The organism is Bacillus sp. T-10(2022) (assembly GCF_056502895.1).
The window spans coordinates 3,141,732-3,156,849 of the sequence record NZ_CP113518.1 but is presented as its reverse complement, the minus strand read 5'-3'; the positions used below and the strand labels follow the sequence as shown (position 1 = coordinate 3,156,849).

Here is a 15,118-nt window from a genome sequence, read left to right as displayed (position 1 = left end):
GATATATATGGCGGAAAAATCAAATTTTTATAAAGGGCTTAAATTGCTAGGCGCACAAAAAGAACAACAGCTTAATGATAAAATTAAGGATTTGCTAAATAATCGTGAGTTAATAGAAGCAGTAAGCGACAATGCCCAAATGCAGGTTCCAAGAATAAATAGAATGCAGGAAGCTTCAGAAAGAATGTCCATCATCATGAATTATCCAACAAAAAAGGATGTGGCGGGAATCGCGAAATTAGTGATCCAGCTCGAAGAAAAAATTGATAGGATAGAAGATTTGCTCTCTACACTTGATGATGATAGGGGCGGGAACGTCAGAGGTAATTCTTCAAATCGCAATAAACGCAATGCTTTTTCATCTCGCAGTAAGAAAAAGAAGTCAAATTGGGATTCCATTGAAATGGAAGGGAGTAAAAAAAGGATATCGAATTTCTTAAATGATTCCCTGTTGATAAGTTCACAGTTGGAGTTCAATTCTTTTAGACAGGGGAATTCTAATGTCTAAACGGAAAGTGCCGAAAAATCAATCCGAAACCATACCAAAGTGGAAACATTTTTTGGATATTCCCAATCAGCCAATGCCTGAAATGGGACTGACGCCTAAAATATCGGTGTGGAAAAAAAACAAATCATCGCTTTGGTATTATCCGTCGGCAAAAAAAAAATATGATGTGCCGGTTTTTCTTATATATTCACTAATCAATACTCCTTTGATTCTTGATCTGTCCCCAGGGAATAGTCTAATAGAATCTTTTGTAAATGAAGGCTTTGATGTATATTTGCTTGATTTTGGAAGTCCGGGTTTTGAAGATGGCGAAATATCGATCGAAGATTATATCGTCGATTATATTCAAAAAGGAGTGCAGCGTGCATTGCGCCACTCTGGGGCATCGGAAATTACAGTAATGGGATTTTGCATCGGCGGTACAATAGCCGCAATATATGCTGCCATTGCTGACGAGCCAATCAAGAACTTGATTCTTTCCGTTACACCGGTAGATTTCAGTGCCTCGGAATCTTTTGATCAGTGGCAGGAAGCATTAAAAGAAGGTACCGTGAATTTCGACGATACGATTGATATTTATCAAACGATTCCAGCCAGTGCTGTTAAATATGGAATCCGTTTAATTACATCTCCTATCTATATATCACCGTATTTATCATTATTGAATCAAGCGGATGATGAGGAATACGTTAAGAATTGGCGCCGCTTCAATGCGTGGATCAATGGGCATGTGCCGTTATCCGGAGCAGCTGCCAAACAAATAACCAAAGACCTTTTGATAAAAAATCGCTTGGTTAATGGGGGCTTTAAGGTAAGGGGGAAAAAAGCGAAGCTATCGAAAATTGATGCTAGTGTTTTGGTCATTGCAAGTAAGTATGATCGATTGGTCCCTCAGGAAATGATTTATCCGGTAATGGAGCATTTAACTTGTAAGGATAAGACATATAGCCTACTGAAAAGCGGACATGCGGCTAAACAATATTCCGATGGACTCCCATATTATTTGAAGGAATGGCTACCAGGACGTTCATCACCAATTCAATAGGTTACTGGGGGATGTGAAATATACGTGTTTAACGCCAGTGAGAATTTTAAAATTATGCCGGTTGTTGAATATATGGGCTTTGCGGCATTGATATTTTCAAAATTTTTTGCAACATTTCCGGATTACTAAAGTGAAATAAATGAAGGGGCTGGCTCGGTGTGTAGAGCCAGCCCCTATTGTATCATTGATAATATTTCACTCGTTCTTCAAGTGGTGTGAAGTCTTTATCACCAGGCTCTGCAGTGGGTTTTCCAAAGGGCATCTGAGCGATGAGTTTCCAATCGCGTGATATATCCCATGTCTTTCTCACTTCGTCATCGATTAAAGGATTATAATGCTGAAGGCTTGCACCAAACCCCTCAATTTCCAAGGAAGTCCATACGACAAATTGTAAAATGGCAGACGATTGGTTCGACCAAATCGGAAAGTTTTCGGCATACGTTTTGAATTGTTCTTGAAGCCTTGTTATAATGGCCTGGTCTTCAAAGAATAAAACCGTACCATAACCATTTATAAATGACTTCATTTTTTCTTCCGTTTTTTCAAAATCTTTGTCACCGACAGCTTTTCTTAATGTGTTTTTCGTGATATCCCATAATTGGTCGTGGCTTTGACCTGTTAAAACAATCACTCTTGCACTTTGGGAGTTGAAAGCGGAAGGGGAATATTGAACGGCATGATCGATAACTTCTTTAATCCTTTTATTAGGGACAACACGTTCCTTGCTAAGGGAATAATAAGAGCGTCTATCTTCAATTGCGCTAAAAAAATCTTTAGCCATATATCATACCTCCATTCATTATACCGACTTATTTTGACCTGATTTTATTATTTTATGAAAAGTGTATACGGGTGAAATTATTTGAATGAAAATGGTTGACAAATTAATCGCTGTCATTTATCTTTAAATCAAGATATTTTCATTAAAAGTATTATATGTTTGGTTAAATACCTCGAATTCGAGATATTATTTACGGATTATTTCATCTCTGTAAGGGGAGATTTATAAAGATAGGAGTGGTAAGGATGGAATTAAAAGGATTACATCATGTTTCGGCGATTACAGCTAAAGCGGGAAATAACTTTGATTTCTACACAAAAGTCTTAGGGATGCGATTAATCAAAAAAACGGTGAATCAAGATGATGTTCGTGTGTATCACTTATTTTATGGAGATCAAATTGGTTCTCCGGGTACGGAATTGACGTTTTTTGAAATTCCCAATGCTGCCCGCACTCATGAGGGAAACAATAGCATTTCAGAAATTTCTTTAAGGGTTAGAGATGATGAAGCTCTAGGATATTGGAAAAAACGGTTTGTGGAATTCAATGTTGAGCATGATGAAATATCGAGCCGTTTTGAAAGGAAGGTGCTTTCTTTTAAAGATCCTGAAGGGCAGAGGCTACTTCTGGTTTCCGATCAGGATAATAACGGCGTTCAGGGAGGATCACCATGGGGTGGAAGCCCGGTACCGAAAGAGTTTTCCATCCTTGGGTTAGGACCGGTAAGACTTACTGTACCTAATATTGAACAAACAGAAATTGTTCTTTCCGAGGTATTGGGGTTCAGGAAATCAGGCACATATCCTTCTTCAATTAGGGGGCAAAATCCAATTGTCGTTTACGAGACAGGTGAGGGAGGAACAGGAGCGGAACTTCATATTGAAGAAAGGAATGACATTCCTCGGGAAAGGTTGGGGAGGGGTGGAGTACACCATGTTGCCTTTCGGGTGGATAATGAAGAAGAACTTAGAAAATGGATAGAAAAAATTAGTGAATCAAAATTCGTGAACTCTGGATATGTGGACCGCTTTTATTTTCGTTCACTGTATTTTAGGGAGCCGAATGGCATATTATTTGAACTAGCTACTGATGGACCTGGTTTTGCAGTGGATGAAGCAGAGCAGCACCTAGGTGAGAACCTTGCCCTGCCGCCATTTTTAGAATCAAAAAGAAAGGATATTGAATCGAATTTAAAACCACTGAATACAAAATCAACAAATTAATCAACGGGAAAGGAAGTAATCGGCATGCAAAAGCAAAATGCAGGAATACATCATATAACCGCAATTGTAGGCAATCCTCAAGAGAATGTGGATTTTTATGCTGGAGTGCTGGGAATGCGTATGGTGAAGAAAACCGTTAATTTTGATGATCCAGGCACCTATCATTTATATTTCGGAGATGAATCAGGTTCACCGGGCACTATCATCACTTTCTTTCCTTGGCCTGGGGCATACCGAGGGACAATTGGCTCCGGACAAGTGGGGATTACAACATATGCCGTTCCGGAAGGTTCAATGGGCTTCTGGGAAACGCGCTTGGGTAAATTTAATATTGACTTTGAAAAGATCTCACGCTTCGGCGAGGATTATCTGGGATTTCAGGATCCACATGGATTGCAACTTGAACTGGTTGAGCGTAAAGAAGGAAAAAATAGCGAGTGGTCATTCGGCGGTGTACCAGCTGACAAGGCGATCAAGGGATTCGGCGGTGCGGTATTATTGACGTCGAAACCGATCAAAACGATGGAACTATTAGAGGAAGTGATGGGTTTGCAAAAGATGGGGGAAGAGGGTGATTTCATCCGCTTCAAATCCACATCGGACATCGGAAATTTGGTAGATGTTAAAAAAACGGTTTTGCCAAATGGGAAAATCGGAGTGGGAACTGTTCATCATCTTGCATGGCGTGCAAGCGATAATGAAGATCATAAAGAATGGAGGGAGCATATCGCAAACCATGGCTATGGCGTGACACCCTTTACAGACCGCCAATACTTCGATGCCATTTATTTCAGGGAAGATGGAGGCATACTCTTTGAAATTGCCACAGATCCACCTGGCTTTGCTCATGATGAAACGAAGGAAACGATGGGTAGTAAATTAATGCTGCCGCCATGGCTTGAAGAAAAAAGGGAGATCATGGAGAAAACGTTACTGCCGGCAGTGCCGAGAGTACTAGAGGAGGATAAATGATGAAGCATATTTTTCAAAAAGGAAGTAATCCAGATGCACCGTTGCTTTTGCTTTTACATGGCACTGGAGGAACGGAAACGGATCTCTTGCCATTATCGGAAATGGTTTCACCGGGATCATCCGTACTCAGCGTACGGGGAAATGTACTTGAAAACGGAATGCCCCGTTATTTCCGCCGGCTGGCTGAAGGAGTTTTTGATGAAGAAGATTTGATTTTCCGTACGAAGGAGCTTTATGACTTCTTGGAATCAGCGTCCGGACAATATGACTTCGATCGTGACAGAGTGGTGGCATTAGGTTATTCTAATGGTGCAAACATAGCAGCAAGTTTGATGTTCCATTTTGAAGGGGCATTAAAAGGAGCGATTCTTCATCATCCAATGGTGCCTAGACGCGGGATTGCTTTGCCGTCCCTTTCGGATATACCTGTATTCATTGCTGCAGGTAAAAACGATCCGATTTGCCCGGCAGCAGAAACTGATGAACTTAATCAAATTTTACTGCAAGCTGGTGCTGCGGTGGATGTTCACTGGGAAAATTACGGTCATCAGTTAACACGTTCAGAGGTTGATGCAGCAAGTTCATGGTTTCAAAAGAACTTTTTATAAGAATGGGAGGGATGAAGATGATTTCAGTTAATCCTGAAAGTCTTACTGAACGGGAAAATTATAAGTTTTTGACTGGAAGCATCATACCGAGACCAATAGCCCTGGTTACGACACAATCCGAAACCGGTACAATCAATATAGCTCCGTTCAGTTTTTTTAACATAGTCAGTTCCAATCCTCCTATGATTTCCATTTCTGTTCAACGGAAAGAAGGAGTTTCGAAGGACACTGCCCGAAATGCAATTCAAACAGGTGAATTCGTTGTTCATATCACTGATGAAGATAATGTTGCTGATGCAAATCGAACGGCCAAGGAACTCCCGTCTGACGAAAGTGAATTGGGTCTTACCAATTTCACTCAGGCTGTTAGTGAGAAGGTGTCGGTACCAGGATTGCAAGAAGCGAAGGTACGCTTTGAATGCACATTGGAGCATGCGATACCATTGGCAGGTTCCAAGAATAAACCTGGTTGTGATTTATTGATAGGGAAAATAGTCTGCTATCATATAGAGCAGGAGATTTACCATAATGGCCGGATTGACCAGAATGGGCTAAAACCTGTAGCAAGATTAGCGGGTCATACTTATACAAAACTAGGGGAATTAATTGAAATACAACGACCTTAAGGAATAAGAAAGAAAAAATGGCGTCATCTTTTAAGGTGTCGTCATTTTTTTAAAATTATTCCCGGTTAGCATTATCTGCAATTCTAATACTGTAAGCGACTGTTCCAAAAACAAGTTCATATCTATGCCAAAGTTGCGATGATCGTTTGGATTTTAAAGGAAGTCTTTACAAACCGAAACAAAACTTGACAATTTTTGCATAGATTGATAAAGTTATAAAAAAATAATTTCTTATCCAGAGAGGTGGAGGGACTGGCCCTATGAAACCTCAGCAACAGGTCTGCAATGACACTGTGCTAATTCCAGGGGGTGAAACCTTGATAGATAAGACCGTACGTGTTTATTTGTCAGTAACGCACTCTTTTTTAGAGTGCGTTTTCGTTTTTTCTGGATGCAAGATAAAGGAGAGTAAGAATGGAGAACAAAAGGAATCATGATTTTCAAAGGAAAATGCAGGCACGGCATATAATAATGCTATCGCTTGGCGGGGTGATTGGAACAGGTTTATTCTTAAGTTCGGGTTATACGATTCAACAGGCTGGCCCATTCGGCACCATCCTTTCGTATCTGATTGGGGCATTAGTGGTTTATCTAGTCATGCTATGTCTGGGTGAACTGGCAGTACATATGCCCGAGACAGGTGCGTTTCATAGCTACTCAGCTAAATACATAGGTCCTGGGACAGGGTATACAGTAGCCTGGTTGTATTGGCTAACTTGGACTGTTGCACTAGGTTCGGAATTCACGGCTGCAGGATTGTTGATGCAGAGATGGTTTCCATCAATCAATGTCTGGATATGGAGTGCACTATTTGCCATATTGGTCTTGGCATTAAACGCGTGGACCGTTAAATTTTTCGCTGAATCCGAATTCTGGTTTGCGTCTATTAAGGTATTTGCCATTGTAATTTTTATTATTTTGGGAGCAGCGGCAATGCTAGGTTTTATTCCAATAATTCATTCACAATCCGCTCCGTTATTCTCCAATTTTACAAGTGAAGGTTTATTTCCGAATGGTGCTTTTGCCATTCTAATGACGATGCTTGCGGTGAATTTCGCATTCTCTGGAACTGAATTAATCGGAATTGCAGCTGGAGAAACTGTGAATCCAGAAAAAACGATACCAAAGGCAATCCGTATGACATTATGGAGATTGATTATCTTTTTTATAGGAACCATCGTTGTATTATCCGCATTATTGCCTATTTCGGATGCAAGCGTATTAGAAAGCCCCTTTGTGGCAGTTCTTGAACGAATTGGTGTGCCATATGCAGCGGATATTATGAACTTTGTTATATTAACTGCGATTTTGTCTGCTGCAAACTCAGGACTGTATGCGTCATCCAGAATGCTTTGGTCACTTGCAGATAAGGAAACTATATCCCCAATATTTGCAAAATTGACAAAACGGGGAGTTCCGTTAAATGCAGTCCTTTTCAGTATGTTGGGCAGCTGCTTAGCCCTGTTTTCGAGTATTATTGCACCGGATACTGTTTACATAGTGCTTGTATCCATTTCTGGACTAGCCGTGGTTGTAGTTTGGATGAGTATTAGCATGTCACAATTTCTATTTCGCAGGCGATATATAAACGAAGGAAATTCAGTAAATGACTTAGCTTATCGAACGCCATTATATCCACTCGTACCAATCGTTTCTTTTATGCTATGCCTGGCTTCTTGCATAGGAATTGCATTTGATCCTACACAACGAATTGCACTTTATTGTGGCATTCCATTTATTTTGTTTTGCTATGGAAGTTATTATCTGACACAAAACCATAAAGAAAAGAGGAGTAGATCATGAACAATAAAACTAACCCAATTGACGCTATTTTACGAGATCATTCAGTCATGATTTTGGACGGAGCTTTAGCTACAGAGCTAGAGAGGCATGGATGTGATTTGGACGACCCGCTCTGGTCTGCACGTGTATTACTTGAAAATCCAGAAGTGATTTATCAAGTGCATTCTGACTATTTTCGTGCTGGAACGGATTGTGCGATTACGGCTAGCTACCAAGCCACTGTTGAAGGTTTCGCCCTCCGCGGAATACAAGAAAAAGAGGCTTTGGAGCTAATCCGGAAAACGGTTTTACTCGCAAGAAAAGCAAGAGATGATTTTTGGAAGGAAGAAAATCAAACGCTTAGGCCTAAGCCAATGGTTGCTGCATCTGTTGGCCCTTATGGGGCTTATCTTGCAGATGGTTCGGAGTATATAGGAAACTATGGTGTATCGGATGAAACTTTAACGGCATTTCATCGCTCACGGATATCAGCGTTGATTGAAGCAGGAGCTGACCTTTTAGCATTTGAAACGATTCCTTCCCTGCAAGAAGCAAAAGTATTATATTCATTATTGAAGGATTATCCAGAAGTTTATGCTTGGCTATCCTTTTCATTGAAAAATGAAAAAGCGATAAGTGACGGTACATCACTCGAGGTGTGTACAAGATTGTTTGGGGACAGTGAGCAAATTGCAGCAATCGGCATCAACTGTGCGCCAGTATCATGTATCACGGAAGCCATCCAGGTGTTGCGCGCAAACACGGATAAACCAATCATTGTTTATCCGAATTCAGGTGAAACATATAATCCAGAAACTAAAACATGGCATGGTCAAGAATCATGTAACAGGCTCGACCTGAAATCTGAAGAATGGCACCATGCAGGGGCGCGTTTAATTGGAGGGTGCTGCAGAACGGCTCCACATCATATCGGAGACATTTCAAGAAAGTGGCGACCTTCCGTGGTGGTATCCTCCTAGCCCTTGTTCTGTTATCAAACGTTATAAGGTATGTAGGTAGTATATAGAGCCTAACTAAAAGGAACAGGAAGCGTCATAATCAGACGGTTCCTGTTCCTTTTTGAGTTCATTATTCAAATTCGAGTTATCTTATCTCTTGAGCTGAAAAAGAAACCGCTGCAAAAACAGTAATAGGAGAAATTAAATCATAATATTTGTGTGCTTGGGAAAACTAAACAAACAATGAATAGAAAGGAGAGAAATGAGTATGAGCCGTGGGAAAAATTTTAATCACAAAGAAAAAGGCCATCCAGGAAATTTACCTAATAATAGAATTAGCGAAGAGAAGGAACACAGCCGGCAGTATGAACAAATCGAGGATATTGTCACACATGAAGCTTTTAAAAATCGGGAAAAAGAAGACGAGATGCCTTAATATATTGATATTTCATGTATATACGGGGGAAAACCATGAGCTTTTGCTATGGTTTTTTCTTTCATTACTAATACATACCTTGTTGGAAAAGGAAGTATGCTAAATAATAAGCCGACTTTCTTCTATATAAATAATAAAACTTAAATTTCTCAGCTCAGGGCTTCATTAGTCTTAAGTCACTAAGACGGATTAGTAAGTATAATCTGCATTGTCAACCAGAAAAAATTAAGGGTAATGTCTAAAAAGGGCGATCTTAATTAATCAGAACCGGCTTATCCTAAATGATGAAAGCCGTGGTATTTTACAGTTTTAAATAAACATGCCAGGTACATCGTGAATATTATAAGAACCTGATGAAGTACGGTTCGTTCCCCAAATTTAAGTCTTAAGCGCAATTTCTTCTATGTTTCATTTTGTTTATCGCGATTTATTTCCACTTCTCGTTTTGCTCTAATAAAAGCGATAAATTGAATCGTCTCCTCTTCAGAAAGAGAGATTCCATCAACGGCTAGCTCCATATTTGGTAAATCCGTTAATTCCATGACTTGAGGTGACTCTGTGGTAATATCTTTAGCTGGATGATCTACCCGACCTAGAATGTAATCAGTGGATGTATCATATAGGCCTGCCAATAAACTAATCGTTTCTAATGAAGGGCGGCGGTGGCCCGATTCATAACCTGCATAGGTACTCTTGGCGATTCCGAGCCTGTCAGCCGTATATTGCAAAGACCACCTTTTGCACTTCCTTAATGTAGTTAATCTATTTAATATCATTTTTATTACTCTCCTTTTATATAAATCCATTATACCATCATATGACAATAAAGTGTACGCGTAATGAATAACTTTAGCTTGATTTCGACCTTGAACAGAACTATAATTACATGTGATGTACGCGTAACATGAACATTTACAATGGATACATCCTTTCTGAGATGCTTAGAATGATTGGGATACAGGGAGGTTTTATAGGGGGTAGTATATTGGAGAAATTGAAGTCAAAAATTAAGAAGTTGATGTTAATTACTACCGGTGGTACAATTGCATCGTTAGAAGGGGAAAATGGACTGGTTCCAGGGATGAAAGCTGACGAAATTTTAGGTCACCTTCCGGGATTAGATTTATGTCAGATTGATAGTAAGCCTTTGATGAATATCGATAGTACAAATATGCAGCCGGAAGATTGGACAGAAATGGCACAATCCATCCATGAGCACTACCATGATTACGATGGCTTTGTGATCACCCATGGGACAGATACGATGGCTTACACTTCAGCTGCGCTCTCATATATGTTACAAGACTTAGGGAAACCAATTATTATTACAGGTTCTCAAATCCCAATTGCCTTTAAAAAGACGGATGCCAAAAGAAATATCTCCGATGCGATTCGGTTTGCTTGTGAAGATATTGGAGGCGTATATGTAGTTTTTGATGGTAGAGTCATCCAGGGTACAAGGGCCATTAAATTGAGAACGAAAAGCTATGATTCGTTTGAAAGTATTAATTATCCTTATATTGCTTCCATATCAAAAGATAAAATTGAGTATCTTAAGCCAGTTCAATCAACAAAGAATAAGGAAGCCAAGTTAGATGCTTCCATTTGTACTGATGTTGCTTTGGTTAAGCTATATCCGGGGATTAAGCCCGAATTCTTTGATTTTCTGAAAAATCAATACCGGGGAATTGTAATTGAAAGTTATGGGAGCGGGGGTATTCCGTTTCAAGGAAGAAATATTTTAGAGAAGTTGAATGAGTTGGTCGAGTGTGGAATATCCATTGTCATTACTACCCAATGTTTAGAGGAAGGGGAGGATATGGATATATACGAAGTGGGACGTAAAGTAAATAAGAATGTCATCATTCGTTCCAGAAATATGAATACAGAAGCCATCGTTCCTAAGTTGATGTGGATATTAGCAAAGACACAGGATCCCAAAAAGGTGAAGGAATTGATGGAAACACCGATTGCAGAGGACATTACATTCTAGAACAAACAAAGGGGCAAGAGGAAATGTTGATAGATGAGAGAACATACCGAATTGAAAAAGACTTTCTTGGGGAAAAGGAAATTCCAGCAGATGTTTATTATGGAATACAAACTTTACGCGCTGTAGAAAATTTTCCGATTACCGGTTATAAAGTCAATGAAGAAATGATTCGTGCACTTGCTATGATAAAAAAAGCAGCCGCTTTAGCAAATATGGATACCAAACGCTTGTATGAAGGTATTGGAAACGCTATCGTTAAAGCTTCAGATGAAGTGATCGATGGAAAGTGGCATGAATATTTCATCGTTGATCCAATTCAAGGCGGCGCAGGGACATCGATGAATATGAACATTAATGAAATCGTTGCCAACCGTGCGTTAGAACTTATGGGACACAATAAAGGTGATTATGTACATGTTAGTCCAAATAGCCATGTTAACATGTCGCAATCAACCAATGACGTATTCCCTACTGCCATTCATTTATCAACACTACGACTTTTAGAGCAATTGTTGCAAACAATGACCAAGATGAGTACGGTCTTAAAGAATAAAGCAAAACAATTTGATCATGTTATCAAAATGGGACGCACACATCTTCAGGACGCAGTGCCGATTCGCCTCGGTCAAGAATTTGAGGCTTACAGTCGTGTGTTGGATCGCGATATAAAACGAATCAGTCAATCACGTCAACATTTATATGAAGTGAATATGGGAGCAACAGCAGTGGGAACGGGATTGAACGCAGATCCGCGTTACATTGAAAATGTTGTTACATATTTAGCTGAGATCAGTAACTTGCCGCTTGTAGGAGCAGAACATTTAGTAGATGCAACTCAAAATACGGATGCTTATACTGAAGTGTCAGCTTCATTGAAAGTATGTATGATGAATATGTCTAAAATTGCTAATGATTTACGTTTGATGGCTTCAGGACCAAGAGCGGGATTAGGGGAAATCACACTTCCAGCTCGTCAACCAGGTTCATCCATCATGCCAGGAAAAGTAAATCCAGTAATGCCAGAATTGATTAACCAAGTCGCTTTCCAAGTGATCGGGAACGATAATACGATTTGTTTAGCATCAGAAGCAGGACAACTAGAGTTGAATGTAATGGAGCCAGTGCTTGTATTCAACTTATTGCAATCAATCAGCATTATGAACAATGCTTTCAATGTCTTTACAGATTATTGTTTAGAAGGTATTGAAGCAAATGAGCAACATTTAAAAGATTATGTTGAACAAAGTGTTGGAGTGATTACAGCAGTCAATCCGCACCTTGGATACGAAGTGGTTTCACGTATTGCGCGGGAAGCGATATTAAAAGGCAAATCAGTTCGCGAACTTTGTTTACAATATGATGTACTGACAGAGGAAGAATTGGATCTGATTCTAAATCCTTATGAGATGACAAAGCCCGGCATAGCGGGAGCTTCTCTTTTTGATCGGCAATAAGCAGTATATTAGTAGAAAGCATTAATCTATCTAAGATTTTTGATGTAATGACTATGCCTTTAGGACCGTTGGTTTTTTAGGCATAGTCATTAATTATATACATATGAAATGTTACCCCCAACAGTTTGTCAACTACTTGCGGGTACTAAAAACTGAATATTCGGTTATTTTTGATTCTCGATCTAATCTTGTAGGTGTTTAACTATTCATAAAAAAACCATCCCCCCTTAGAATATCTAAAGGGGGATGGGGAAGTTTTAGCTCAATAATATGCCTGTATTAGCCCTTTACTACTTCCTGTCCACGAACATTCCATGTAAATGCAAATACCACTACTGCCAGAACACAAGAAATCGTTATTAATGTAAAGCCTGCATTCCAGCCTGCAAAGTCAACTACATATCCCATAATAGCATTAGCGGCTACAGATCCACCTAAATATCCAAATAAGCCAGTCAGTCCTGCTGCAGTGCCTGCAGCTTTTTTAGGAACTAAATCCAGTGCTTGCAGACCTATTAACATTACAGGTCCATAAATTAAGAATCCAATCGCAATTAGGGAAATAATATCGATCATTGGGTTGCCCGCAGGGTTAAACCAGTATACAAGGACTGCGATTAATACTCCTAGCATAAAGACAACCCCCGCCGGTCCACGACGTCCTTTAAAAACCTTATCCGAGATATAACCGCATAATAAAGTTCCCGGAATGCCTGCCCATTCGTATAAGAAATAAGCCGTACTGGACTCGTCCATGTTAAAGCCTTTTTCTTCGCTTAAATAGGTTGGTGCCCAATCAAGTACCCCATAACGGACGAAATAAACAAAGATGTTTGCAATCGCAATCGCCCAGACCCATTTGTTATTCAATACATATTTAAATAATATCTCTTTTGTTGTCAATTCTGTTTCAAACGTTTTTTTCATTTTATTTGGAAAATCATTACGATACTCTTCAATCGGTGGTAATCCAACTGATTGTGGTGTATCACGTATTAAGATAAATGAAATGATTGCTATTAATATGGCAACTAGAGCAGGTAGTATAAAAATCCCTTCATAACCTGCATATGAAGGACCCATTATTGTTGCAAAGATGGAGACACCTGCAATCGCCAATGGTGCCATTAAGCCACCACCCACGTTGTGGGCAACATTCCATATTGCCGTTTTCCCTCCTCTTTCACTCACACTGAACCAGTGAACAAGCACTCTGCCTGATGGTGGCCAGCCCATCCCTTGAAACCATCCATTAATGAATAACATGATAAACATAATCGTAACAGATGATGTGAAAAATGGAACAAGGCCCATAAGTAAGCTGACGATTCCAGCAAGTATCAAACCAACTGGCAAGAAATACCTTGCATTGCTTCGGTCTGACACAGTTCCCATTACAAACTTACTTATCCCATATGAAATCGAAATGGCTGATAATGCAAGACCCAGCTCTCCAGTTGTAAAGCCTTCCTCCTTTAAATATGGCATCGCCATGGAAAAGTTTTTACGAATTAAATAATACGCTGCATAACCAATGAAGATACCGATGAAAACTTGTAATCTGAGTTTCTTATATTCAGAATCTATTTTTCCTTCAGGTAATCTTTCAACCGGTAGAGCTGGCTTAAAAAATTTGAGCATCCAATTCCTCCTTAATATGATATTTTTGAACTATTTAAGTAAAGTATTGATGATGATACATAAAAAAACTCATACCAAAATAGTAACCCTTTATGTTTAAAAGGTCCTATTAAAGCATGAGTCTCCAAATCTCCACCATCGTTAACTTGTAATAATTATACTATCTTCATAAGAAAACGCTGTCAACATTTTTTTTTGCCCGTTCGGACGGAAGAAGTCACCATCAAATTAACTGCCTAAGTCATTTTTAGGACCAGTTTTAAAATCAAGATAAATATAGAAATAATTGAATCCGTATTAATATTTCTTTTAAAGATTTTTTTGAACGAATGGTATGTGTCCAAAGTTCCGATGAATATTAATGGTAAAGGTAAAGCCAAATGGAATGACATTCGCAATTTTTTATCTTTATTAAGCTATCTTCTAATATAATTTAATCAGTCATTTCCAGGTGGAGAAGGAGGATAACTTTGAAACAAGTGAATCGTTTTATCCGAAGCGTTACATTTCTAATGCTGGCATTTCTCATGTTTAGTGGGCAGGCTGCAATTGCTTCATCAAATTCAATATCATCGCAATCCACGCCAGACCTTTTGATTAGGCAGATCATGGGTTTAGCCTATGAATCCCAACAATCCGTTAGCAGTGGACCATTTTCTGTAGGTGATTCGTTGAAGAAAGTGGAAAAAGCCTGGGGTGCACCGGAAGATTTAAGTACCGTTGCAGCCAATTATTGGAGCCGTAATGTCCGGTTCCTCTATGACGGTTCAACAGGAAGAAAGACGATTACCGCCATTGATGATTTTGATCCGCAATTGCAAACCATCCATTTATCCATGCTGAAGGAATTGATCGGTGAACCTGTAAGTGAAGTGGAGCAAGAAGGGATGTACTATGTCACTTATACCGATTACGCAAATTACAAAGTGGTTTTCGTGTTTGAAAGCGCCTGGATTAACCCAGATCCAAGATTGAATATGTATACGGTTGAATTTGCGTCAGATTAATAAGTCAAAAAAGGATCGTCCCTTTATTGCAGAGGGGCGATTTTTTACTACCACCGGGAGTATTTTGTTTAAGAATCTAATCT

The 15,118-nt window shown here is 39.4% G+C and carries 15 protein-coding genes and 1 riboswitch; of the genes, 12 read left to right on the top strand and 3 right to left on the bottom strand.

The window, feature by feature from the left end:
* The first annotated feature begins 7 nt into the window (after positions 1 to 7).
* Positions 8 to 508 (top strand): hypothetical protein, encoded by a 501-nt coding sequence (locus tag OSJ91_RS15380; protein WP_485889986.1) that lies wholly within the window; start codon positions 8 to 10, stop codon positions 506 to 508.
* The gene (locus tag OSJ91_RS15375) at positions 501 to 1,553 is read left to right on the top strand and encodes an alpha/beta fold hydrolase (RefSeq protein ID WP_350299019.1); all 1,053 of its coding nucleotides are present in this window, start codon (positions 501 to 503) and stop codon (positions 1,551 to 1,553) included. Before OSJ91_RS15380 ends, OSJ91_RS15375 begins: the two co-directional genes overlap by 8 nt.
* A 181-nt stretch (positions 1,554 to 1,734) precedes the next feature.
* On the opposite strand, the gene OSJ91_RS15370 is transcribed toward OSJ91_RS15375, so the two are convergent.
* The gene (locus OSJ91_RS15370; protein ID WP_350299018.1) at positions 1,735 to 2,334 is read right to left on the bottom strand and encodes a nitroreductase family protein; all 600 of its coding nucleotides are present in this window, start codon (positions 2,332 to 2,334) and stop codon (positions 1,735 to 1,737) included.
* A gap of 245 nt (positions 2,335 to 2,579) precedes the next feature.
* Between OSJ91_RS15370 and OSJ91_RS15365 the strand changes: the two genes are divergently transcribed.
* From OSJ91_RS15365 to OSJ91_RS15335, 7 genes are all read left to right on the top strand, one after another.
* Positions 2,580 to 3,557 carry a ring-cleaving dioxygenase gene (locus OSJ91_RS15365; protein ID WP_485889985.1) on the top strand — a complete coding sequence of 326 codons (978 nt, stop codon included), beginning with the start codon at positions 2,580 to 2,582 and terminating at the stop codon, positions 3,555 to 3,557.
* A 24-nt stretch (positions 3,558 to 3,581) separates the two neighbouring features.
* Positions 3,582 to 4,529, top strand: a complete 948-nt coding sequence (locus tag OSJ91_RS15360; protein ID WP_350299016.1) for a ring-cleaving dioxygenase — start codon at positions 3,582 to 3,584, stop codon at positions 4,527 to 4,529.
* Positions 4,529 to 5,137 carry an alpha/beta hydrolase gene (locus OSJ91_RS15355; RefSeq protein WP_137017487.1) on the top strand — a complete coding sequence of 203 codons (609 nt, stop codon included), beginning with the start codon at positions 4,529 to 4,531 and terminating at the stop codon, positions 5,135 to 5,137. The genes OSJ91_RS15360 and OSJ91_RS15355 overlap by 1 nt, the downstream gene beginning before the upstream one ends.
* A 17-nt stretch (positions 5,138 to 5,154) precedes the next feature.
* Entirely contained in the window at positions 5,155 to 5,763 is a 609-nt protein-coding gene (locus OSJ91_RS15350; RefSeq protein ID WP_485889984.1) for a flavin reductase family protein, read from the top strand.
* Positions 5,764 to 5,991: 228 nt separating this feature from the next.
* A riboswitch (SAM riboswitch) is annotated at positions 5,992 to 6,094 on the top strand.
* An 83-nt stretch (positions 6,095 to 6,177) separates the two neighbouring features.
* Positions 6,178 to 7,566, top strand: a complete 1,389-nt coding sequence (mmuP, locus tag OSJ91_RS15345; RefSeq protein ID WP_485889983.1) for an S-methylmethionine permease — start codon at positions 6,178 to 6,180, stop codon at positions 7,564 to 7,566.
* Positions 7,563 to 8,525, top strand: coding sequence for a homocysteine S-methyltransferase (gene mmuM, locus OSJ91_RS15340; protein WP_485889982.1), 963 nt, complete (start codon positions 7,563 to 7,565; stop codon positions 8,523 to 8,525). Before mmuP ends, mmuM begins: the two co-directional genes overlap by 4 nt.
* 247 nt (positions 8,526 to 8,772) lie before the next feature.
* Positions 8,773 to 8,940, top strand: a complete 168-nt coding sequence (locus OSJ91_RS15335) for a hypothetical protein (protein WP_162878727.1) — start codon at positions 8,773 to 8,775, stop codon at positions 8,938 to 8,940.
* 401 nt (positions 8,941 to 9,341) lie between these two features.
* Here the strand turns inward: OSJ91_RS15335 and OSJ91_RS15330 are convergent, their stop codons facing one another.
* On the bottom strand, positions 9,342 to 9,716 hold the full coding sequence (locus tag OSJ91_RS15330; RefSeq protein ID WP_350299013.1) for a helix-turn-helix domain-containing protein: 375 nt from the start codon (positions 9,714 to 9,716) through the stop codon (positions 9,342 to 9,344).
* A 230-nt stretch (positions 9,717 to 9,946) separates the two neighbouring features.
* Here OSJ91_RS15330 and OSJ91_RS15325 point away from each other — a divergent pair, with 230 nt between their 5' ends.
* Together OSJ91_RS15325 and aspA are read left to right on the top strand one after the other, a co-directional pair.
* Complete coding sequence (locus OSJ91_RS15325) at positions 9,947 to 10,933, top strand: asparaginase (protein WP_413020338.1); 987 nt, start codon at positions 9,947 to 9,949, stop codon at positions 10,931 to 10,933.
* A gap of 23 nt (positions 10,934 to 10,956) precedes the next feature.
* The gene (gene aspA, locus OSJ91_RS15320) at positions 10,957 to 12,387 is read left to right on the top strand and encodes an aspartate ammonia-lyase (protein ID WP_350299012.1); all 1,431 of its coding nucleotides are present in this window, start codon (positions 10,957 to 10,959) and stop codon (positions 12,385 to 12,387) included.
* A 279-nt stretch (positions 12,388 to 12,666) separates the two neighbouring features.
* Here aspA and glpT read toward each other — a convergent pair whose 3' ends face one another.
* A complete protein-coding gene (gene glpT / locus OSJ91_RS15315) occupies positions 12,667 to 14,028 on the bottom strand; it encodes a glycerol-3-phosphate transporter (RefSeq protein WP_350299011.1) in 1,362 nt (453 codons plus the stop codon).
* Positions 14,029 to 14,507: 479 nt separating this feature from the next.
* Between glpT and OSJ91_RS15310 the strand changes: the two genes are divergently transcribed.
* On the top strand, positions 14,508 to 15,035 hold the full coding sequence (locus tag OSJ91_RS15310; protein ID WP_350302882.1) for a DUF4309 domain-containing protein: 528 nt from the start codon (positions 14,508 to 14,510) through the stop codon (positions 15,033 to 15,035).
* Positions 15,036 to 15,118: the final 83 nt, after the last annotated feature.

What these genes read in the sequence shown, in the direction of transcription:
- OSJ91_RS15380 (WP_485889986.1), top strand. Translation starts at nt 8, where the DNA reads ATGGCGGAAAAATCAAATTTTTATAAAGGGCTTAAATTGCTAGGCGCA.
- OSJ91_RS15375 (WP_350299019.1), top strand. Translation starts at nt 501, where the DNA reads ATGTCTAAACGGAAAGTGCCGAAAAATCAATCCGAAACCATACCAAAG.
- OSJ91_RS15370 (WP_350299018.1), bottom strand. Translation starts at nt 2,334, where the DNA reads ATGGCTAAAGATTTTTTTAGCGCAATTGAAGATAGACGCTCTTATTAT.
- OSJ91_RS15365 (WP_485889985.1), top strand. Translation starts at nt 2,580, where the DNA reads ATGGAATTAAAAGGATTACATCATGTTTCGGCGATTACAGCTAAAGCG.
- OSJ91_RS15360 (WP_350299016.1), top strand. Translation starts at nt 3,582, where the DNA reads ATGCAAAAGCAAAATGCAGGAATACATCATATAACCGCAATTGTAGGC.
- OSJ91_RS15355 (WP_137017487.1), top strand. Translation starts at nt 4,529, where the DNA reads ATGAAGCATATTTTTCAAAAAGGAAGTAATCCAGATGCACCGTTGCTT.
- OSJ91_RS15350 (WP_485889984.1), top strand. Translation starts at nt 5,155, where the DNA reads ATGATTTCAGTTAATCCTGAAAGTCTTACTGAACGGGAAAATTATAAG.
- mmuP (WP_485889983.1), top strand. Translation starts at nt 6,178, where the DNA reads ATGGAGAACAAAAGGAATCATGATTTTCAAAGGAAAATGCAGGCACGG.
- mmuM (WP_485889982.1), top strand. Translation starts at nt 7,563, where the DNA reads ATGAACAATAAAACTAACCCAATTGACGCTATTTTACGAGATCATTCA.
- OSJ91_RS15335 (WP_162878727.1), top strand. Translation starts at nt 8,773, where the DNA reads ATGAGCCGTGGGAAAAATTTTAATCACAAAGAAAAAGGCCATCCAGGA.
- OSJ91_RS15330 (WP_350299013.1), bottom strand. Translation starts at nt 9,716, where the DNA reads ATGATATTAAATAGATTAACTACATTAAGGAAGTGCAAAAGGTGGTCT.
- aspA (WP_350299012.1), top strand. Translation starts at nt 10,957, where the DNA reads ATGTTGATAGATGAGAGAACATACCGAATTGAAAAAGACTTTCTTGGG.
- glpT (WP_350299011.1), bottom strand. Translation starts at nt 14,028, where the DNA reads ATGCTCAAATTTTTTAAGCCAGCTCTACCGGTTGAAAGATTACCTGAA.